This is a genomic window from Ruegeria sp. AM7, from assembly GCF_056535965.1.
This window is the reverse complement of sequence record NZ_JBQFJE010000003.1, coordinates 2,704,361-2,724,426: the sequence shown is the minus strand read 5'-3', so window position 1 is coordinate 2,724,426 and position 20,066 is coordinate 2,704,361. Positions and strand designations below refer to the sequence as shown.

Annotated in this window: 21 protein-coding genes; 9 read left to right on the top strand and 12 right to left on the bottom strand. The window is 59.2% G+C overall.

Translation table 11 applies throughout. The features are described 5' to 3' along the window. Nucleotides 1–76: 76 nt before the first annotated feature. Nucleotides 77–583, top strand: a complete 507-nt coding sequence (locus ACR3EG_RS17595; RefSeq protein ID WP_480497657.1) for a DUF721 domain-containing protein — start codon at nucleotides 77–79, stop codon at nucleotides 581–583. Nucleotides 584–597: 14 nt separating this feature from the next. Then, the gene (locus ACR3EG_RS17590) at nucleotides 598–1,254 is read left to right on the top strand and encodes a DsbA family protein (protein ID WP_480497659.1); all 657 of its coding nucleotides are present in this window, start codon (nucleotides 598–600) and stop codon (nucleotides 1,252–1,254) included. Nucleotides 1,255–1,287: 33 nt separating this feature from the next. On the opposite strand, the gene lpxK is transcribed toward ACR3EG_RS17590, so the two are convergent. Genes lpxK through ACR3EG_RS17570 form a run of 4 tightly spaced genes read right to left on the bottom strand, consistent with a single transcriptional unit; the run spans nucleotide 1,288 to nucleotide 5,638 of the window. Further along, nucleotides 1,288–2,286 (bottom strand): tetraacyldisaccharide 4'-kinase, encoded by a 999-nt coding sequence (lpxK, locus tag ACR3EG_RS17585; protein WP_480497661.1) that lies wholly within the window; start codon nucleotides 2,284–2,286, stop codon nucleotides 1,288–1,290. Then, nucleotides 2,273–3,508 carry a 3-deoxy-D-manno-octulosonic acid transferase gene (locus tag ACR3EG_RS17580; protein ID WP_480497663.1) on the bottom strand — a complete coding sequence of 412 codons (1,236 nt, stop codon included), beginning with the start codon at nucleotides 3,506–3,508 and terminating at the stop codon, nucleotides 2,273–2,275. Before ACR3EG_RS17580 ends, lpxK begins: the two co-directional genes overlap by 14 nt. Continuing rightward, the gene (locus tag ACR3EG_RS17575; protein WP_480497665.1) at nucleotides 3,505–4,305 is read right to left on the bottom strand and encodes an inositol monophosphatase family protein; all 801 of its coding nucleotides are present in this window, start codon (nucleotides 4,303–4,305) and stop codon (nucleotides 3,505–3,507) included. The genes ACR3EG_RS17580 and ACR3EG_RS17575 overlap by 4 nt, the downstream gene beginning before the upstream one ends. After that, nucleotides 4,292–5,638, bottom strand: a complete 1,347-nt coding sequence (locus ACR3EG_RS17570) for a TldD/PmbA family protein (RefSeq protein WP_480497667.1) — start codon at nucleotides 5,636–5,638, stop codon at nucleotides 4,292–4,294. Before ACR3EG_RS17570 ends, ACR3EG_RS17575 begins: the two co-directional genes overlap by 14 nt. A 165-nt stretch (nucleotides 5,639–5,803) precedes the next feature. Between ACR3EG_RS17570 and ACR3EG_RS17565 the strand changes: the two genes are divergently transcribed. After that, a complete protein-coding gene (locus ACR3EG_RS17565; RefSeq protein WP_480497669.1) occupies nucleotides 5,804–6,532 on the top strand; it encodes an FkbM family methyltransferase in 729 nt (242 codons plus the stop codon). Between the two features lie 36 nt (nucleotides 6,533–6,568). Here the strand turns inward: ACR3EG_RS17565 and ACR3EG_RS17560 are convergent, their stop codons facing one another. Further along, nucleotides 6,569–8,092, bottom strand: a complete 1,524-nt coding sequence (locus ACR3EG_RS17560; RefSeq protein ID WP_480497671.1) for a DUF2125 domain-containing protein — start codon at nucleotides 8,090–8,092, stop codon at nucleotides 6,569–6,571. 139 nt (nucleotides 8,093–8,231) lie between these two features. On the opposite strand from ACR3EG_RS17560, the gene ACR3EG_RS17555 reads away from it, so the two are divergent. The 3 genes from ACR3EG_RS17555 to ACR3EG_RS17545 are packed head-to-tail and all read left to right on the top strand — an operon-like array spanning nucleotide 8,232 to nucleotide 10,314. After that, entirely contained in the window at nucleotides 8,232–8,975 is a 744-nt protein-coding gene (locus ACR3EG_RS17555; protein WP_480497673.1) for an SDR family oxidoreductase, read from the top strand. Beyond that, nucleotides 8,972–9,580, top strand: a complete 609-nt coding sequence (locus ACR3EG_RS17550) for an enoyl-CoA hydratase/isomerase family protein (RefSeq protein ID WP_480497675.1) — start codon at nucleotides 8,972–8,974, stop codon at nucleotides 9,578–9,580. Before ACR3EG_RS17555 ends, ACR3EG_RS17550 begins: the two co-directional genes overlap by 4 nt. Next, nucleotides 9,577–10,314 carry a VOC family protein gene (locus tag ACR3EG_RS17545; RefSeq protein ID WP_480497677.1) on the top strand — a complete coding sequence of 246 codons (738 nt, stop codon included), beginning with the start codon at nucleotides 9,577–9,579 and terminating at the stop codon, nucleotides 10,312–10,314. Before ACR3EG_RS17550 ends, ACR3EG_RS17545 begins: the two co-directional genes overlap by 4 nt. Here the strand turns inward: ACR3EG_RS17545 and ACR3EG_RS17540 are convergent, their stop codons facing one another. Continuing rightward, nucleotides 10,315–10,611: an HNH endonuclease gene (locus ACR3EG_RS17540; RefSeq protein WP_480497679.1), complete on the bottom strand. Its 297-nt coding sequence runs from the start codon at nucleotides 10,609–10,611 to the stop codon at nucleotides 10,315–10,317. A gap of 45 nt (nucleotides 10,612–10,656) precedes the next feature. Here ACR3EG_RS17540 and ACR3EG_RS17535 point away from each other — a divergent pair, with 45 nt between their 5' ends. Beyond that, nucleotides 10,657–11,838 carry a TIGR03862 family flavoprotein gene (locus tag ACR3EG_RS17535; protein ID WP_480497681.1) on the top strand — a complete coding sequence of 394 codons (1,182 nt, stop codon included), beginning with the start codon at nucleotides 10,657–10,659 and terminating at the stop codon, nucleotides 11,836–11,838. Here ACR3EG_RS17535 and holA read toward each other — a convergent pair. The 4 genes from holA to ACR3EG_RS17515 form a co-directional block, all read right to left on the bottom strand. Further along, on the bottom strand, nucleotides 11,835–12,863 hold the full coding sequence (gene holA, locus ACR3EG_RS17530) for a DNA polymerase III subunit delta (protein ID WP_480497683.1): 1,029 nt from the start codon (nucleotides 12,861–12,863) through the stop codon (nucleotides 11,835–11,837). The genes ACR3EG_RS17535 and holA overlap by 4 nt on opposite strands. Further along, a complete protein-coding gene (gene lptE / locus ACR3EG_RS17525; protein ID WP_480497685.1) occupies nucleotides 12,860–13,351 on the bottom strand; it encodes an LPS assembly lipoprotein LptE in 492 nt (163 codons plus the stop codon). Before lptE ends, holA begins: the two co-directional genes overlap by 4 nt. Next, nucleotides 13,338–15,872, bottom strand: coding sequence for a leucine--tRNA ligase (gene leuS, locus ACR3EG_RS17520; protein ID WP_480497687.1), 2,535 nt, complete (start codon nucleotides 15,870–15,872; stop codon nucleotides 13,338–13,340). The genes lptE and leuS overlap by 14 nt, the downstream gene beginning before the upstream one ends. A 72-nt stretch (nucleotides 15,873–15,944) precedes the next feature. Then, nucleotides 15,945–16,433, bottom strand: a complete 489-nt coding sequence (locus tag ACR3EG_RS17515) for a DUF3576 domain-containing protein (RefSeq protein ID WP_480497689.1) — start codon at nucleotides 16,431–16,433, stop codon at nucleotides 15,945–15,947. A 282-nt stretch (nucleotides 16,434–16,715) separates the two neighbouring features. Here ACR3EG_RS17515 and ACR3EG_RS17510 point away from each other — a divergent pair, with 282 nt between their 5' ends. Both ACR3EG_RS17510 and ACR3EG_RS17505 read left to right on the top strand, forming a co-directional pair. After that, the gene (locus tag ACR3EG_RS17510; RefSeq protein ID WP_480497691.1) at nucleotides 16,716–17,729 is read left to right on the top strand and encodes a porin; all 1,014 of its coding nucleotides are present in this window, start codon (nucleotides 16,716–16,718) and stop codon (nucleotides 17,727–17,729) included. A gap of 102 nt (nucleotides 17,730–17,831) precedes the next feature. Further along, nucleotides 17,832–18,491 carry a YggS family pyridoxal phosphate-dependent enzyme gene (locus ACR3EG_RS17505; RefSeq protein ID WP_480497693.1) on the top strand — a complete coding sequence of 220 codons (660 nt, stop codon included), beginning with the start codon at nucleotides 17,832–17,834 and terminating at the stop codon, nucleotides 18,489–18,491. On the opposite strand, the gene ACR3EG_RS17500 is transcribed toward ACR3EG_RS17505, so the two are convergent. Both ACR3EG_RS17500 and ribA read right to left on the bottom strand, forming a co-directional pair. Beyond that, nucleotides 18,475–18,975 (bottom strand): L,D-transpeptidase family protein, encoded by a 501-nt coding sequence (locus ACR3EG_RS17500; RefSeq protein ID WP_480497694.1) that lies wholly within the window; start codon nucleotides 18,973–18,975, stop codon nucleotides 18,475–18,477. The genes ACR3EG_RS17505 and ACR3EG_RS17500 overlap by 17 nt on opposite strands. Next, nucleotides 18,972–20,066, bottom strand: a complete 1,095-nt coding sequence (gene ribA, locus ACR3EG_RS17495) for a GTP cyclohydrolase II (RefSeq protein ID WP_480497696.1) — start codon at nucleotides 20,064–20,066, stop codon at nucleotides 18,972–18,974. Before ribA ends, ACR3EG_RS17500 begins: the two co-directional genes overlap by 4 nt.

Genomic DNA, 20,066 nt, shown 5'->3' with positions numbered 1-20,066 from the left:
AATCATCTCCCCGTCGGGTTTCGCTGGCGCCCGGTGTTCTGCCCTCTACAATAGTGGTGCAGGAGTTGGAAACCAGATGCAGCGCAGACGTTCTTCGACCCGCGGGTTCAAACGCACCGCGACATTGCTGAATACGCAGATCAGGCGTGCGGGCGAAAGCCGCGGGTTTGCCGTGTCGCGCATCCTGACTCACTGGGCCGAGATCGTGGGGCACGATATGGCCGCCATCGCGCGGCCTGTGAATGTGGGCTATGGTAAGGGCGGCATGGGGGCGACGCTGACTGTGCTGACCACCGGCCCGCAGGCACCGATGCTTGAGATGCAAAAGGAACAGCTGCGCGGCAAGGTGAACGCGGTCTACGGCTATAACGCCATCAGCCGGGTTCGTATCACCCAGACCGCTCCGACAGGATTTGCCGAGGGGCAAGCCAGTTTCGATCACAAACCGAAGGCGGCGAAACCCACACTGAAACCGGAAATCGCGGCCGAGGCGGACCGGGCAGCGCAAGGCGTCCATGATGGCGATCTGCGTGCAGCCCTTGAACGTCTGGGCCGTAACGTTCTATCCAAACAAAAACGCTGAGAAAGGGCTGATACATGAGCCGTATTGCAACCGGAATTTGCGCGGCCGTCGCCATTGCCGCAGGCAGCTTTTTGCTGTCGTCACCAAACGCGTCACTTTCGCTGATCGGCAGCGCCGAGGCGCAAGAGGCCGAGCTGGACACCTCGACTATCGTCGAAATGACTCAGGGGGCCGAGGATGCACCGGTCGAGATCATCGAATACGCATCCTACACCTGCCCGCATTGCGCGAATTTCCACAAAGGGCCGTATAAGCAGCTCAAGAAGGATTTCATCGACACCGGCAAGGTTAAGTTCACCTACCGCGAGGTTTACTTCGATCGCTACGGGCTGTGGGCCTCGATGGTCGCGCGCTGTGCTGGACCCGATAAGTTCTTTGGCATCTCGGACCTGATCTATGAAGGCCAGTCCGAATGGACGCGCGCTGGCGGTCCTGCTGAAATCGTGGATGAACTGCGCAAGATCGGGCGTCTGGCAGGGATCGACAACGATCAGCTTGAGGCCTGTCTGCAGGACGGAGACCGGGCGCGTACTCTGGTCGCTTGGTATCAGGAAAATGCCGAAAAGGATGGTATCCAGTCGACACCTTCGTTCATCGTGAACGGTAAAAAGGTCGACAACCAGTCTTATGACGAGTTCAAGAAGCTGATCGAAGCTGAATTGGGCAGTTAATATGGGTTGGCCGGTCTTAGGACCGGCCGCTGCCTACGGCGACGGTGCGATTTTAAGTAGCATCTGCCTGACGTTGTCGGCCTCATTGACACGCAAACGGACGGGCAACGTTATTACTTTGCTGCGAAAGGCGGCGGGCAAACGAACAGCATCTTTTTCCGTTGTGACCATTTGAGCGCCCAACAAACGTGCCTCGTTTTCCAGGCGGGTCATCAACGCCGAGGTCAACGGTTGATGATCGTCTAAGGCTTCGGCCCGCAAGAGTGTCGCGCCTTGATTGCGCAAGGTAGCAAAGAACTTCTCGGGGTAGCCGATACCGGCAAACGCCAATACGGAAGTGTCGCTCCAGTCCATACCCGTTTGCAGAGGCTCGACCGCACCGGTGACATGTGGAACAGTTAAATCCTCTACCCAACGGTCTGAGAATTGGACCTGTGCATCTGTATCACCCAACGACAAAACCAGATCGGCCCGCTGCAATCCCACATCGACCGGTTCGCGCAACGGGCCTGCGGGCAGGCACAGGCCATTGCCGAACCCGCGTTCCGCATCCACAACGATGACCGAGAAATCCTTTGCGACCGAGGGATTTTGAAACCCGTCATCCAGCACAATAACCGTTGCTCCGGCTTGGGCTGCGGCTTTTGCTCCGGCGGCGCGATCTTTGGCGACCCAAACATCGGCGAACGCCGCCAGCAAAAGCGGTTCATCGCCAACATCTGCTGCGGTGTGTTTGCCGGGATCGACGCGAACCGGCCCGTCCAGCGATCCGCCATGGCCGCGGGTGACCACATGGGTCTGATGCCAGGCGTCGCGCAGTTGTTCGATCATCCAGATGACCGTAGGCGTTTTGCCAGTGCCGCCTGCGTTCAGGTTACCGACACATATAACCGGCACACCGGGGGTAAAGCCGGGATCGCTTGCAACGCGGCGAGCGGTTGCTGCGGCATAGAGGTGCCCAAGCGGCGACAGAAGCCGGGCCGCCAATGACGGTTTGTCCGGCGAAGTATTCCAGAAATCAGGTGCTCGCATGATCTTGGCCCCGCTGGTCCAGACTGTCCTGTACAATTTCGATCAGGTGATCCGTTTGCGGAGCGCCTTCGGACACGATTTCCCAACCCGCCAGAGCCATTCTCGCGGCCTCGTCAGGTGCCAGAAGTTCTACCACTGCATCGCCCAGTTCGGTCGCGGTGCGGACCAATCTAGCCGCACCTGCTCTGTTTAGCTGATCATATAGCTGCTGATGACGATGCACGAAAGGTCCGTGAATGACCGCGGATCCCAGAGCAGTTGCTGTCAGCGGATCGCGCCCCCCTGCACCCCGTTCAAGCGAACTGCTCATGAATGCTACGGGTGACAGGCGATACCACAGACCCAGATTTTCAGGATCCGATGTCAGTATAACTTGTGTTGTATCTTCGATTGTCCCTCCGTCATCCCAATTGACGCATCTAAGGTCCATCGAGAGCAGCCTGCGATGCAGTGGTTCGGTCTCGGACATGTCGGCGACATGTAGGATAAGAGCCAAGCGCGGCAGCATCCGCATTGCCTGGCGGTGCGCGCTGAGGACCGAGATGAATTCTTTGTCCTGAACCCAGGTTGCCAACCACACTGGCCGGCTGGACAGCGCGTGGGTCATTTCGATCAATTCATCTTCGGGCCAGGGACTTGGATTGGGGCTGACGTGCAAGGGCGGGGCCGTGTCGACTTTGGAGGCCGGGACGCCGAGCCTGCGAATGTGTCGAGCTGTTTCGGGTGAAGCGGCAAGAATTGTTTGAAAACAATCAAATGTGTATCGTGTGATATCAGGCAACCATCGTGCGCCGCGTGCCACGTGGATATCAATCTCGGCTTCGATCAGAATCAGGGGTAGCCCACGTTCTTCAGCGCGGGTGATCACGTTGGGCATTAACCCGCCACCGACCCATAGACCAAGGTCGGGGCGCCAATGATCCAGAAATTCTCGTGCGGCGCCGGTCTGTTCGGACGGCAGATTGACCAAAGGATGGCTGCTTGCGTCCCACCGTGTCAAATCGACTCCGGGCGGAGCCGTCAGCAAGACCGACAGGTTGGGACGGGATTGGCGCAGACGTTGGCAGAAGCCCTCGACCACGCGCTGGCGATCCTGAGAGGCGATATGTATCCAGATCAGCTCACCTTCGGGGCGCGGGATGTAGGGTTTGTCCGTTCCGTTTGGAACGCCCCAGGACAGAACGCGATAGGCCGCAAGGCTAAGAGAGCGCGGTTTGCTCATGCCTGTATCCCGGGTCCTTCCGGTGCCAGTCTTTCCGACAATTGGGTGTGAATCCGCTGCCCCGCAGCAATGACCCCGTTCAGGCGCGGATTCGGGTTGTTGAACCGCAATAGGCTTCCAGTGCGATCAGTGCAGGCTCCTCCGGCCTCGCGAATGATAAGGTCTCCGGCGGCGATGTCCCATTCCCAGCTCGGGCGTAGGGTCAGCATACCGTCGAACCGCCCCTGTGCTACCAGCGCCAGTCGATAGGCCAAAGACGGACGATAGGTCCGGATGAAGTCTGGCACATCTTGGTTGCGCCAGTGACGCGCGTCCAGATTTGGCTTTGCGGCCAGAACCTGTGAGGTTTCCAAGTCCAAGGCGCCGGACACCCTGATCGGCGCGCCGTTAAGCGTGGCCCCCTGTCCTTTGGCAGCGGCGTAAAGCATGTCGCGCAAAGGCAAATAGATCACAGCGGCCGTGACTTCGCCCTGCTGGGCGACCGCAAGCGAATGCGCCCAGGTTTTTGACCCTTCCGCGAAACTGCGGGTTCCGTCGATCGGATCAATGATGAACACGCGATCTTTGGACAGACGCGCCTGCGAATCTTCGGTTTCTTCGCTGAGCCAACCGTAATCGGGCCGGGCAAAGGGAAGGCGTTGTTCCAGCATCGCGTTCACGGCCAGATCGGCTTCGGTCACTGGGCCGGCTCCGTCGGGTTTGTCCCAGCGTTGCGCAGTTGTGCCAGAGTACCGCGTTGCGATCCTTCCGGCTTCAAGCGCAGCGTCTATCAGCAGTTGCAGGTCAGTTGCCGGCAAGTGTCATCCCTTCGATCAGAACCGACGGCACAACGCGCGACAGGTAAGGTCGTGCGTCGTTTGCCGGAATGATCCGCCTGAGCATGTCGCGCAGATTGCCCGCAATGGTACATTCGTTGACCGGGTAGGCGATCTGCCCATTTTCGATCCAGAACCCCGAGGCCCCGCGCGAGTAATCGCCAGTATTTGGGTTGATCGTGGACCCGATCATCGACGTGACCAGCAGCCCGGTGCCCATGTCACGCAGCAGGTCTTCGCGGCTTTGCGTACCCTGAGTCAGGCTCAGATTCCAATTGCTGGGCGAAGGTGGACCGGACACGCCGCGTACCGCGTTCCCGGTCGAGACCATATCCAGTTTGCGCGCACTGGCCAGATCCAATGTCCAGCCAGTCAGGACACCGTTTTCGACAATCGCCCGGCGTTGGGTGGGCAGTCCTTCGGCGTCGAACGGGCGCGATCCGGCAATGCGCGGACGATGCGGGTCTTCGATCAGGGATACGTGGGCAGGAAGCACCTGCTCTCCCAGACAGTCGGACAGCCACGAAGATCCACGCGCGATGGCGGCTCCGTTGCTTGCACCCAGCAGATGACCGATCAACGAGGACGATATGCGTTCGTCAAACAGGACCGGGAACGTACCGGTCACTGGCTGGCGCGCGCCGACCAGCTGCACAGCCCGTTCACCCGCGCTGCGACCGATGTCATCGGGGCTGCGCAAATCGGACTGGAATGTACGGCTGTCGCCGTCATAGTCGCGCTCCATCCCGGTTCCCTCGCCCGAGATTGCAACGCAAGAGGTCGACCGGCTGCTGCGTTCATACCCGCCCGAAAAGCCGTTGGTCGCTGCCAGATGCACGCGGTGAACCCCATAGGCCGCCGCCGCGTCTGATACTTGTGACACGCCTTGCACAGCCAGTGCGGCTGCTTCGGCTGCCAGAGCATCCTTTAGCAAGTCTTCGGCACTCGGCTCAGGCGTTGGATCGAACAATTCAAGTGCCTCTACATCCCAATCAGCTGCCAGCTGATCCGTCCGTGCCAGTCCGGTAAACGGATCCTCGGGTGCTTCTTTCGCCATTGCAACGGCGCGTTCGGCCATGGCTGTCAGGGTCTCGGGGCGGCTGTCAGAACTTGAAACGATTGCCTGACGCTTGCCCAGAAACACCCGCAAACCCAGATCAGCCCCTTCCGAGCGTTCCGCATGTTCCAACGCTCCGCTGCGGACTTCGACCGAAACGGATGACCCGTCAAGTACGATGGTGTCTGCAGCGTCTGCTCCGGCCTTGCGGGCGGCGTCCAGCAGATCATGGCTGATATCTTCGGGCGTGCGGGTCATGAAACCTCCGGTCTGGTTGTATTGGACCTAGCCTTGGACAGCTTGTCCCGCAAGGGCTGTGGGTGGATCAGGACCATAGCAGCTGCGTGAAGGGTGCAAAAACTTTTGGTTTCAGCAAAAAACCGGCTGCCAAGGACTGGGGCATGGGCTAAACCTGATTGCGAAATGAAGGCTCTGCCCGGGTTGGCGCAGGGCAAACGGGCAGGGCAGCTTATGCAAGATCATCTCGCGTTGCGTGGGGTTCGGATACCGAATGATCCGGATGTCATCACACCTCAGGTTGCACGATCCATCCGCGCGGAACGGTACGAAAAGGACGAAGTGACCGGCCTGCCGAAATTCATTGATCCCGAGGACCGCGTGGTAGAACTTGGGGCCGGAATCGGGTTCATCTCGTCCTATCTGGCAACCCAGTTGAATGTTCGTCGCGTGATGTGCATCGAGGCCAACCCAACCCTGTGCGACTTTATCGGCCGCGTCCATGCCGCGAACGGAATTGAAGGGGTCGAAGTTCTGAATGCGGTCGCGCTGGCGGACTCGCACGAATTGGGGATGTCTACGTTTTACATTCGTGATCCGTTCTGGTCGTCCTCGTTGGATCCGAAACCCGACTATGTGCAAGAGGTCAGCGTGCCCGAACGGCACTTGTCAGAAATTCTTGGCGGCTTCGACGCCAATGTTCTGATTGTCGATATCGAAGGCGGCGAGAAATACCTGTTCGACGGAGCCAATCTGGCGAATGTGGACAAGGTCTATCTAGAGGTGCACACCCGCAAGATCGGGTTGCGCGGGATCAAAGCGTGTTTCGACCACCTGTCCGCCCTTGGGTTCGCCTATGATCAGCGCGTTAGCAGTGGCGGGTCGGTCCTGTTTCGACGCGTCGGCCGCAGGTAAAAGGGGAAGGCTCCGACAGAAGCCTTCCCTCGATGGTTATTTGATACGCTGACCGTTCGCCAGAATCTGGCCCTCTTCGGTGAATTCAATCTTGGAGTTCAGCGTGTCAGGTTCTTCGCCCGGAACCGCCATCAGACCCATCATCATGCGGGCACCCAATGCGTCGCTGTCCGACATCAGGCCCATGCCGATCAGCGTGTCAATCAACCCGTTCGCGCCGACAAGCTGCAGATTCGCAGTACCTTTTGGCGTGGGCAGGCCGTCGAAAGCCTCGGTGTTTGCGTTGTCAAAGGTGAAATCGGCATCTCCGGTCAGCTTGGTTCCCACTAGCGAGATCAGTAATTCGTTGATCTTCATCGAATGCAGCTCGCCCGGTGCGGTATCGGACAGGGCCAGCGCCTCAACTGCGTTGGGGTCAAAGAAATTGGTCAGGATTTTCGCAGTACCAGTTGTGTCCAGCGCAATCGTGGCCGGATCACGGGGCAGAGCGCCTGCGGGATCAAAGATGCCCCACAATACGTCCGACATGGTGAAGTTCGTCAGGTTCATTGCGAAACCAAACGGTTGAATTTCTTCGGATTCCTGGACCGGGAACTCGAACTTCAAACCCGCATTTTCCATCGCGACTTCGATCGGGAACGGCAAACCTGCAGTTGTTACGGCCACTTTGGTGCTGTTTTGTTCGATGTCGTATGCGAGACGCTGCGCGTCCAGGCTGGCGGCAAGGCGTCCGCCTTGGGACTCGCTTCCCAGCGAAAACGCTTGACCTTCGCTGGTTCCCGCCAAAGCGGATTTACCTGAATCGTAGGTGAAGCGGCCGGAAAAGGCGAAGCCGGCATCATAGAAAGCCTGCGGATCAGCGACGTCGAAATCTGATGGAATGACCGTGGTGCCCTCAAACGCGAGTTGTTGCAGCGCACCGTCCACATTGGCCGTCTCGCCGCTTTCGGGATCGTTGAAGACCAGCCCGTATGTCAGGTCGGCGGCTGTAAAGGTCTGGTCAACATCGCGGTTCTCACCGATTTTCATCCGCGAGCTTCCGCTTACGTCGTTCAATGCGATGCTGACGGCCAGCGCGTCCGCGGGCATTTCTTCGCCATTTACGGTAAACCCATCCAACTTGGCCCCAATCGAGCCAGCCGAATAGTCATATGTCATATCCTCGGGCGAGCCCGAGACAACCATCTTGAGGCCGGTATGGGTGTATAGGATTTCGGTGGAGAATGACTCGCCAATGCCATCACCCTTCACGGTCATCGGAAAGCTTTCGGGGACGTCTACACTGACGGTTCCGTCTCCGTTCTCGGTCAGGGTCATCTGAGGGACGACCATGTCAAAGGATCCATCTTCTTCTGGCAGAGCCATCGTCATGGTCATATCGGTGACTGTCAGCACATTGCCGTCTGCGGTTTCCTGAGCTTGCACAGTATAGCCCATTTGGGTCAGGTAGGATTTCCAATCGTCCCAGACATCCTGTGCGGTGACATCAGCCAGCGCCCCCTGAGAGATTAAGGCATAGGCCAATACAGCACCGCAGCTGCGGTGAAGGAAAACGGACATTACAGAACCCTTCTTGATCAATTTTACAGGCATCGTCGTGCCTGTGGCTCCGGGCGTCAAGGGGCAAGCACTGGACCCTTTCCCCCTTTGCACGGTAGACGTTCACACAATCTCAAAACAACGGAGGTACAGGGTCCACATGCAAGGAAAAACCGTACTGATCACAGGGGCCAGTCGCGGCATTGGGGCCGAGGCGGGGCGCGTTTTTGCCGCAGCCGGGGCGAATGTCGCGCTGGTGGCGCGCAGCCGGGACCAGATTTCCGCACTGGCTTTGGCACTTGAGGACAACGCGATCGCGCTGCAATGCGATGTCAGCGTGTTTTCGCAGGTCGAGCAAGCCATTGCCGATTGCGTGGATCGCTTTGGTGGGCTGGACGTGCTGATCGGCAATGCAGGGGTGATTGATCCGATCTTTCACCTTGGAAATGCGGATGCAGATGCGTGGGGCAAGGCCATAGACATAAACCTTAAAGGCGTTTTCCATGGTATGCGTGCGGCCTTGCCGGTCATGCGAGCTGCTGGGGGCGGTACGGTGATCACTGTCTCATCGGGTGCAGCTTCGAACGCGATTGAAGCGTGGAGTCACTATTGCGCCTCGAAAGCGGGGGCAAAGATGCTGACGGAGTGCTTGCATCTTGAGGAATCAATGCACGGCATCCGCGCTATGGGCCTGTCGCCGGGTACTGTGGCCACTGAAATGCAGCGGGTGATTAAGGCCAGCGGCATCAATGCGGTCAGCCAACTGGATTGGAGCGATCATATCCCCGCCGACTGGCCCGCACGGGCGTTGCTTTGGATGTGTTCAAAGGATGCGGATGAGTTTCTGGGCACCGAGATTTCCCTGCGGCGGGAAGACATTCGAAAAAGGGTAGGCCTGACGTGATCGAACTGACACAGGTGGATGGTCTTTGGACCGTTACACTTAACAATCCCGACAAAGCGAACGCGCTGACCGGGGCCATGCTAACCGAACTCTGCCAGATTGCCGAGGCGGCAACCGATGCCCGCGCTCTGATCCTGACCGGAAAGGGTAAGGTTTTCAGCGCGGGCGCTGATCTGGACGAAGCGCGGGCCGGTCTTGCAACTTCGGATCTGTGGGAGAGGCTTTCGGGGGCCATAGCTGCTTTGCCCTGTCTGACCGTCGCTGCGCTGAACGGAACACTGGCCGGTGGGGCCAATGGCATGGTGCTGGCCTGCGACATCCGAATTGCGGTGCCGAATGCCAAGTTTTTCTATCCGGTCATGAAGCTGGGTTTTCTGCCGCAACCGTCCGATCCCGGTCGCATGGGGGCTCTGATCGGACCATCGCGTACGAAGATGATCTTGATGGCCGGGCAAAAGATCACCGCAAAGGACGCCTATGATTTCGGTCTTGTCGACCGCGTGGTCGAGCCGGACGCATTGATGCCAACAGCTTTGGAACTGGTTGCGGATAGTGTGGCCGCCGACCCGGAAACGGCCGCGGGTATCGCGGCGCTGTGCCCATGAGGCTGTCTGCTGTAAGGTTGCGTGTTGCCGATCCTGACCGGTTGGCGGCGTTCTACGGTGATACGCTGGGCATGTCCGCGCGTTCTCAGGGCGTTAGTCAGCGTGTGGGGTATACTGGTTTGGATGCTGACCTGGTCCTGATGCCCGGCGGCGGCGGGTACAGTCACGACCGCGGGCAACGGTATTGGAAGATCGGCGTCACAGTACCGGATGTCGATCTGGCGGTTAACGCTTTGCGCGCAAAGGGGGTCGAGGTTTCGGACCCCAAGCAGTTTCTGGACATCGGTTACCTGTGCCACCTGCAAGACCCCGAAGGGTTTGTGATCGAAGTGTTGCAGCATGATTTCGAAGGCAACCGGCCAGACAATGCCGCAAGCCCCGACGCGCCCTTTGCTGATGCGCGGATCGGGCAGATCACGTTGCGTACTGGCGATATCGCGGCCGAAGATGCGTTTTGCCGCGCGCAGGGCATGCGCTTACTGTCGATGCAGGATGTGGCACAGTACGGGTTTGATCTGCATTTCTATGCGTTTTCAGAAGATACTCCGCCAAACGCGGATTTATGGTCCGTGGAAAACCGCGAATGGCTTTGGAAACGCCCCTATACGACGTTGGAGTTTCAGCACCTCGCTGGTGCCCAGTATGCCCCTGTTCCTGATTACCGCGGGTTGGAGTTTGAAGGGATCGACAGGCCTCGTGCGGATGCATTTGGTGATCGGGTCTGGCCGGCTTGATCAGCGCCCGCGCCGTTTGCCCGGCACTTTCGAGCGGAATCCGGGCGGGCGTTTGCGGACCCAGCTCAGGAATTTCTCAAGTCGGGGATGCGCGCGCAGAGTTTCGACCGTGTTATAGCTGCGGGCCAGTTCGGCCTCGGACAGGGTGGCGTGAACCTCTTTGTGGCAGATGATATGCAGCAAAACCGTAGGTCCGCCCTTGCCCCCTTTGAGTTTTGGGATCAGATGGTGCAGGCTGCCGCCCCCGTCTGGGATGGGGCGGTCACACAGCGGGCAGATGGGATTGCGATCTGACATAGGGCAGAATGTGCGCCCGCAGATGCGAAAAGCAAGAGGACAACAATGGCGCAAGCGGTGGTAATCGGGGCCGGTCCCGCTGGTCTGATGGCGGCAGAGCAGCTGGCCGCAGCGGGCCATGATGTGCTGGTGGCCGAGGCCAAGCCCTCGGTCGCGCGCAAGTTCCTGATGGCGGGCAAATCCGGTCTGAACCTGACCAAGGATGAGCCGCTCCAGACGCTTATGCCCAACTATGGCGGTGCCGCGGATTGGCTGCGCCCGATTGTGGCCGAATTTGACTCAGATGCCGTGCAGGACTGGGCGCGCGGGCTGGGGCAAGAGCTGTTCACCGGCTCGACCGGGCGAGTGTTTCCCAGCGCTATGAAAGCCTCGCCATTGTTGCGGTCATGGTTGCGACGGTTGGATGAGGCGGGTGTGCAGATCAGAACCCGCTGGCGCTGGCTGGGCTGGGATGGCAACGCGCTGTCGTTTGACACGCCCGAGGGGGGGCAGGCGATTGCATCTGACGTCACCGTTCTTGCGTTGGGTGGGGCAAGCTGGGCACGGCTGGGGTCCGATGCGCACTGGGCGCAGGTACTGGCAGAGAAAGGTGTGGCGCTGGCCCCGTTTGAACCGGCGAACTCTGCCTTGTCGGTGGCGTGGAGCCCCCATATGCAACCTCATTTTGGCAAGGCGCTGAAAGCGGTGCGCTGGCTGGCCGGAGAGCTGGAAAGCCGTGGGGAAGCTACGATTTCCGCTACCGGGTTGGAGGGCGGGGGCCTTTATTCCCTGACCCCGGCCTTGCGTTCGGGCGCGGACTTACATGTTGATCTGTTGCCTGATCTGGACGCGGCGACCTTGCAGGCGCGGCTGGCCGCAAAAAGCGCGAAAACCACGTTCACGCAATGGATGAAAAAGGCGCTGAAACTGCCGCCGCAGAAAATCGCTCTGTTTCACGAGATGTCCAAGCAAGCTGCCGTGTCGCAAGGGCATGAGGTGGCGGCGCTCAAACGCCTGCCCATCGTGGGCGCACGCCTGCGCCCGATGGACGAGGCGATCTCAACGGCAGGCGGGGTCAAACAAGCTGCCGTCAATGAAGGGCTTATGCTGATCGCGTTGCCGGGTGTGTTCTGCGCCGGAGAGATGCTGGATTGGGAGGCCCCGACCGGGGGCTATCTGCTGACCGCCTGTCTGGCGACCGGGCGGTGGGCCGGGCGTGCAGCCGTGGATTGGCTGGCCCGCGCTTAGCGCGAGCGCGCCAGCATAGCCAGTCGGATCATGGCCCGTTCAACCAGTGGCATCGCGGGCGCAGTTTGCCCGGCAGAGCGCAAGGACAGGTCCGTATCGGTCAGAACGGTCAGCGCGGTTTGCAGTTTTGGCGCGCCCCAACCCTGCGCTTGCCGCAATATCCGGTCGCGCCGCTTGCCATAGACCGGCGGACGCAGCTTGCCGATGCCCTGCGCGGCCCCTCCGGGGTCTGAGGCGCAGGCATACAGAGTTCGAAAATGCCGTGTCGCGCCGATACACAAGCTGACCGCGTTGGTGCCCTGCGACTGCAGACGCCGGATCAGAGGGCCGATTTCGCCTGCCCGCCCTTCGGCCACCACGTTCAGAACATCGTCCAACGCAGCCTCGGTTGAGCGTGGCGCGCAGGCCTCGATATCCTCAATGCTTAGCTCGGCGCTATCGCCACGTTTATACAGCGACAGTTTCTCGATCGTCTGGGCAAAGTCGCCCGGGCTGATGCCGGTGGCCAGCTCGGCCAGTGCCGACATTGCTTCGTGCGGGATATTCTGCAACCCGGCCTGAGCTAAGATCCGTTCGATTTCTCCGCGCGAGGGCGGGTCGTCATAAATGCCCACCGCATAGGCCGCGGGATGACCCTCGAACGCCTTGCGGATTTTCGAACTGGGCTTCAACTGGCCTGCCGTGACGATGATCTGAGCATCGCCGGGGGCCCAATCCTGAAGCGCGGCAATGATCGCGGGGGCGGCAACATCGGTGGTGTCTTCGACAAAGACAGCGCGCGGGCCGGGGAAAAAGCCCACTGCCTTTACCGCATCCAGCAACAGTGCGGGATCGCCGCGCAGGTCGCCCCCCGGCATTCGGGTGAGGCGCATTTCCTCTTCGGCGTTCGCGCCGAGCAAGGCGGCCAGAACCTGTTGACGCTTCAATGCCACTCTCATCGCGTCCGCGCCATAGATAAGCAGCCCGGCCTTGTCGGCGTCGGGCCGCGCAAAATACCCCTCAGCCTCGCGCGGGCTGAGCTTCATTGCGCAAGATCCGGTGTCGCGTAAAGCCGACTGACGATCTGATCTGAGAGAATCACCATCAGACGTTCATTCGCGTCCCGTTCATCTGCCAGTTCGGATACCGTCGATCCTGCGGCCGAGAAACCTACGAAATCCGCTACCGAGCCAGAGGTGATCACCTGGCCTGTCGCATTGGATCTGAGTGCGAAATCCGCTCGCCCTTCGATCGTGTAGCGATCCGTTTCATTCGTTTGCGTAATCGCCGCCCGTTGACTGACGGTCGATACATTGACATTCAGTGCGTAGTCCGAGCCCGAACTTGCACTGCGGCCCAGCCTTTGTTCCAGATTTTGAACCAGAAGATAGCTGTTGACCGAGTTAGGGGCAGAAACCTCGACCCTGCCATTCAGAGTCGAACCCGATCCGCCGGGGGCGTAAACAGGCTCGAACCCGCAAGCGGCCAGCGCCAGCGGTAATATCAAAAGGGTTCTGCGATCAAACAACGACATTCACGATCCGGCCCGGCACAACAATCACCTTCTTCGGCGCATTGCCATCCAGCGCCTTTTGCACAGCTTCGGTGCTGAGCGCGATTTTTTCAACCTCTGCCTTGTCCATATCCTTGGGAACGCTGATTTCCGCACGGCGCTTGCCGTTGATCTGAATGGGCAGGGTGATGGTGTCATCGACCAGCATCGCTTCATCAGCGATGGGCCACGGCGCGGTGGCGACCAGACCTTCGCCGCCCAGCAGCTTCCACAGTTCTTCGGACAGGTGCGGGGTCATCGGCGACATAAGCTGCGCCAGCGTCTTGGCCGCTTGACGTTTGGCATCGGTGCCGGCCTTGGACTTCGCCAACGTGTTGGTGAAGGCATAGAGTTTGGCGATGGATGCGTTGAACCCAAAGGATTCGACCCCGCCCGACACATCATGGATCGCTTTATGCGTCTCACGCAGAAGGGTTTCGTCTTCTCCGTTGGGTGGAACGTCCGACTCGGCGATTTCCGATGCGATGCGATGTACACGGCTGAGATGTTTAAACGCTGCCTCAGCCCCGGATGCGGTCCACTCGACGTCGCGTTCGGGCGGCGAATCGGACAGTACGAACCAGCGCGCGGTATCTGCGCCGAAGGCCGAGATGATGCTGACCGGATCAACCACGTTCTTCTTGGATTTCGACATTTTGGCCGAGGGGATGATCTCGACCTCGGTGCCGTCGGCCAGTTTGCCGTCGGTCACGTCCTCTGGCAGGTGATAGACCGGGCGGCCATTGGCGTCGCGGGTCTGATAGATTTCGTGAGTCACCATGCCCTGAGTGAACAGCGCGTCGAATGGCTCGATGGCTTTCTTCGGCAGGTGGCCGGTTATCTGCATGGCTCGCGCAAAGAAGCGCGAATAGAGCAGGTGCAGAATCGCATGTTCGATGCCGCCGATATACTGATCCACGTTCATCCAGTATTCGGCCTCGGCCAGATCGGTGGGGGTTTCGGCACGGGGCGCGGTGAAGCGCGCGAAATACCACGACGAATCAACGAACGTGTCCATCGTGTCGGTTTCGCGCTTGGCCGGCGCCCCGCAGGACGGGCATTCGCAGTCACGCCAGGTCGGGTGGCGGTCCAGCGGGTTGCCGGGTTTGTCGAATGTCACATCATCGGGCAGGCGAACCGGCAGGTTCTCTTTCTTTTCGGGCACAACGCCGCAAGTGTCGCAATGCACCACGGGAATCGGGCAGCCCCAGTAGCGCTGGCGGCTCAGACCCCAGTCGCGCAGGCGATATTTGGTGACACCTTCGCCCCAGTCCGCCTTTTCGGCGAAATCGACGGTAGTGTTGATGGCCTCATCACCCGTTGCTTCGGTCAGGCCGGCGAAGTGATTCACCCAGCGGACTTTTTCGGTTTTCGGCGGAACGAAAGCGATCTTGTCGACCGGGGTGTCATCGTCCAGTGCAAAGAACGTATCGACCACCGGCAGACCGTATTTGCGGCAGAAGTCCAAATCACGTTGGTCATGCGCCGGGCAGGCAAATATCGCACCGGTGCCGTAATCCATCAGAATAAAGTTCGCGATCCAGACCGGCAGTTCCCAATTCGGGTCCAGCGGGTGTTTGACGGTGATGCCGGTGTCATAGCCCAGCTTTTCTGCTGTTTCGATGGCCTCTTCGGTGGTGCCACCCTTGCGGCATTCGGCCACGAATTCAGCAACTTCGGCGTTTTCAGCCTCCAACTGCTTGGCAATCGGGTGGTCAGGCGAGATACCCACAAAAGACGCGCCCATCAGCGTATCGGGGCGGGTCGTATATACGGTGATCGGCTCGGCCCCATCGGTGCGTTCAAAGCTGAACTGCAGGCCGCGCGATTTGCCGATCCAGTTTTCCTGCATCAGCCGCACCTTGGCGGGCCAGTTTTCCAGCTTGTCCAGCGCGCTCAGCAGCTCTTCGGAATAGTCGGATATCTTGAAGAACCACTGTGTCAACTCACGCCGCTCGACCAGAGCGCCCGAGCGCCAGCCGCGCCCGTTTTCCACCTGTTCATTGGCCAGAACAGTCATGTCGACCGGGTCCCAGTTCACCACGGCGTTCTTGCGATAGACCAGCCCGGCCTCAAGCATATCCAGAAACAACGCCTGTTGCTGGCCGTAATATTCCGGGTCACAAGTGGCGAATTCGCGCGACCAGTCGACCGACAGGCCAAGCGGTTTCATTTGCCCTCGCATGTCGGCGATGTTGCCGTAGGTCCAGTCTTTGGGATGGCCGCCGATAGCCATCGCGGCGTTCTCGGCAGGCATCCCGAATGCGTCCCAGCCCATTGGATGTAGCACGTTGTGTCCAGTCGCCAGTTTGTGCCGCGCGATCACGTCGCCCATCGTGTAGTTGCGGACATGCCCCATGTGGATTCGGCCGGACGGGTAGGGGAACATCTCAAGCACGTAGTATTTCGGCTTGTCTGCCTTGTGATTAGCGGCAAAGATTCCGGCCTTGTCCCAGGCCTCTTGCCATTTTGCTTCGATTTCGTTGGCCGAGTAGCGCGACATCGTGCGGTCCTTCGTGAATGAAAACGCCGGGTGAGAGCCCGGCGTGGTATTAGTGTGATTTTCGGCAAGTTGCTAGAACTTGTTGTCCGCGATGCGCAGCTGGCGGGCTCGGGACAGGATGGCGTCTTCTACCGCGCGCGTGGTCGCCGCGCTGACCGGGTTGCCTCCGCTGGTTTGTAGTGCCACGGATAGCGACCGCGCTGCGAGGGCTGGATCGCTGATGTGGACGGTCGCGCGATATTGGCGCCCGCCACCCGGTGGGGTGCCGTAACCCGTTACAATTACACCGGTAAACGGATCGACTTCCTGCACAGGCAGAAAGTTGAGAACATCCAGAGAAGCCGTCCACAGGTATCGGTTCACATTCGCGACCTGCTCGGTATTGCCGGTATTGAAAACATCCCAGATGGTTGAACGATTTGGGTCGTTCAGTTCCCGCTCGTCCGAACGTCCACCATCCACGTTTCCAAGATTGGGGTTGGGGGCAGCGCTCCGATTCTGTCCGCAGGTCGACACGAGTGCGGTCGCTATGATCAAGCCGAAAATCGTCTGCAGGCGCATTGTAGAGGTGTCCTGTTTCACTGGGTCTCACTTGCTAGGTGATACTCCTAGACAAGGTCCAGTGCGGCAACAACCCTATTATTGTCACATACGGGTGGGTTTACTGACTGAAGAGGTCACAAAACTGACTGTGGCATCCTTGCACCAATCTGTGGCCAATGCGGTCTTCACGTTTATGCCATACTTGCGTGAAGGGGGCAAAAAGAGCGAAACGGTTCCCGTGCTGAGACATGTGCAATGACACTTGTCGAGTTAGAAAACTTTGAAACCGAGGGAAACAAGATGAAAAAAGTTCTCTTCGCATCGACCGCTCTGATCGCAACCGCATCGGTTGCCGCGGCCGAAGTTAAGTTCAGCGGTTATGGCCGCTTTGGTATTGGTTACCTGGAGGATCGTGGCTTCACGACCACCACCACCACTGCAGGCGGTGCAACCAACACTTTCTTCAACGAAGCCGACGAGACCATTCTGGTATCTCGCTTCCGTCTGAACATCGACGCAAACGTTGAAACCGACGGTGGCGTCGAATTCTCGGGTCGTGTTCGTCTGCAGGCTGACGAAGATGCAAGCACCGGCGAAGCCAACGCGGCTGGCCTGAACGGTGCACGCTTCTCGGTCATCTACGGTGGTCTGCGTGTTGACGCGGGCAACGTCGCAGGTGCATTCGACAACCTGGCAAACTACTACGGTAACGAGCCTGGCCTGGAAAACTTCATCGGCCAGTACTCGGGCGTTGACTATGACTTCCTGGCATACTCGTCGACCGGTTCGGGTTCGAACGCTGTGTTCTTCCAGTACGCAGTTGGTGACTTCGCATTTGGCGCTTCGTATGACCAAGCGACCATCTTCCAAGGTCAGGGCGTAACCAACGACGCTGATCGTTGGGACATCAGCGCGACCTACACCTTCAACAACTTCACTGGTGCTCTGGCATACGGTCAAACCGACTCGGACGGTCTCCTGGCCGACGACCCGAGCCTGCTGGTTCTGACGCTGGGCGCAGAATTCGGTGACTTCTCGGGTACTGTGTTTGTCGCAGACGATAAAACCGAAGTCGACGCAACCGACGGCACCGCATACGGTGTTTCGGCAGCCTACAATGTTGGTTCGGCTCTGACCCTGACCTTCGCTTACGGCGACGGTTCGGCTGACGAAGACCTGCAGCAGTACGGTATCGGTGCTCTGTACGACCTGGGTGGCGGTGCATCGCTGCGCGGTGGTATCGGCAACAGCGACTGTGACGTCTGCGAAGACTCGCAGCTGCGCGCAGACTTCGGTGCCCAGTTCAACTTCTAAGTTGATCTGAACCGCAAGGTTTAAGGGCAGGTCTTCGGACCTGCCCTTTTCTTTTTGATCGACATGGTGTTTTCCTGCGCCCAAGCCAGAATGAGGAATCCCATGTCACTGCAGGAAATCTCTGCCCGTATTGCTAAAGCCGAAACCGCCGCCGGGCGGCCGGAAGGGTCAGTTCAACTGATTGCCGTCTCAAAGGTGCAGCCCAACGAACGTATCCGCGATGTACTGCAACAGGGTCACAAGTGCTTTGGTGAGAATCGTGTGCAAGAGGCTGCAGGGAAGTGGCCCGAATTCTCTGTAACCTACCCCGATATTGACCTTCACCTGATCGGCCCCTTGCAAACCAACAAGGCCCGGCAGGCAATGGAGCTATTCAGCACAATTCATTCGATCGATCGCCCGAAGCTGGCGAAAACTCTTGCCCGTTTGGCGCAAGAGATTGGGTCATGTCCTGACCTGTTTATTCAGGTTAATACAGGTGAAGAAGATCAGAAAGCTGGGATTCCGCCAGCTGATACCGATGCGTTTATTGCCGAGTGCCGAGACCTTGACCTGCCTGTGAAAGGGCTGATGTGCATTCCTCCGGTGGAAGAAGAACCTGCGCTGCATTTTGCCTTGCTGGCCAAGATCGCCGAGCGCAACGGTTTGGCAGGCTTGTCGATGGGTATGAGCAGCGACTTTGAGCGCGCAATTGCGCTGGGTGCGACCCATGTGCGGGTTGGGTCTGCTATATTTGGCGCACGCGTTAAACCTCAGGAATGATCAGCCGCGTGCCCGGTTGAACATGGGCAGCAATCCAATGGAGGTGATCGCGCCGGAAGGCGACACAGCCTTCAGTGGGATAACCTGGTCGCCGCCATTGATGCAGAAAAATGGCCGACCCTTGCCCTGGTATTGCATTCGGCCAGTTCCAATCCGTGAGCAACACCATATCATATAGCGGGTCGGAACGGCGCAGCTTTTCGTGGCTGCAGGCGTAGGGCGCGCTGACCATTTGGTTATATCGCGCGTCGCTCACATCATCAGACCACAGGTCGCGGGGCCCGATCGGAATCGCCCAAGCGGTTGGGGGTGAAATCCTGTCTGGCCGATAAAGCATTCCGACGATTTGGTGCTCGCCAGTTGGGGTGGCGCCGTCGCCTTCGCGTTTTGTCGGGCTACGCCCGCCTTTTCCGATTGAGCATGGAAACGTGCGGCCAGCGAACCGAACCCCACGAGGCGTCAGCACCAGATCTTTTGGCGTCACAGCAGATGGCCCGACTTGGCTGCTTTTGTAGCCAGATACCCTCGGTTATGTGCAGTTTCACCAACCTTGAGAGGTACACGTTCGGTCACGGCAATGCCGGTTTTTTCCATCATGGCGATTTTAGCGGGGTTGTTCGTCAACAAGCGCACCGCGTTGAACCCTAGCGACTTCAGGATATCCGAACCCAGCCGGAAATCACGCTCATCATCCTCGAACCCAAGACGGTGATTGGCTTCGACCGTGTCAAAGCCCTGATCCTGCAGGAAATAAGCGCGCATCTTGTTGGCTAGGCCGATCCCGCGCCCCTCTTGGTTGAGATAAAGCAGGACACCAGCCCCTTCAGATCCCATCTGCGCCAGCGCGCCGCGCAACTGCGGTCCGCAATCGCATTTCAGGCTGCCCATCAGGTCGCCGGTAAAACAAGCCGAGTGCAAGCGCGCAAGAACCGGCTTGCTGCGATCCGGTCGCCCGATTTCAATGGCGTAATGCTCTTCACCCCCATCTTCGGGGCGGAAGACGTGCAGGCGTCCGGCCTCGGAAACCTCCATTGGCAGGCGCGCGGCGACCACCTCGTTCAGCAGGCTACGATCTGCCAGATGCGGGGCAGCGCGGGTATGGTCGATGCAGGTCAACCCGTTCGAGGCCGCAAAACCGCGCCCATCTTCGATCTGCACAACAACAGCAGAAGGCAGAAGCCGCGCGGATTTTGTAAGGGCAATGGCGATACGGTGAAGGTTCGCATTGCCCGTACGTTCGCTCATCAACGGCCCCTTCATCGGAGCGTCCAGGTCGTCCGAGGGGTCGGCTACAGCCTGAACCCAGGAAATATCGACGTCGGCCGGAACCACGACCCGCGCCAAATCACCGTCATAAGCGCGTGCCTTTAACGTCTCGGCCCGGCGAACAGTGATGGCAACCACCGGGTCACCATCCAGGCCACGCAAATCGGCAAGCCGTTGTGCGCTAAGTGTTTCTGCGGCAATGGCGACAACGCTGAACCCGGTGTCATCGGTCAGCACAACCGGAACGCCCATGCGCAGGTCGGCCCGCGCCCGCGCCAGCAGTTCAGAGATATCCGGAATGAGACTCAT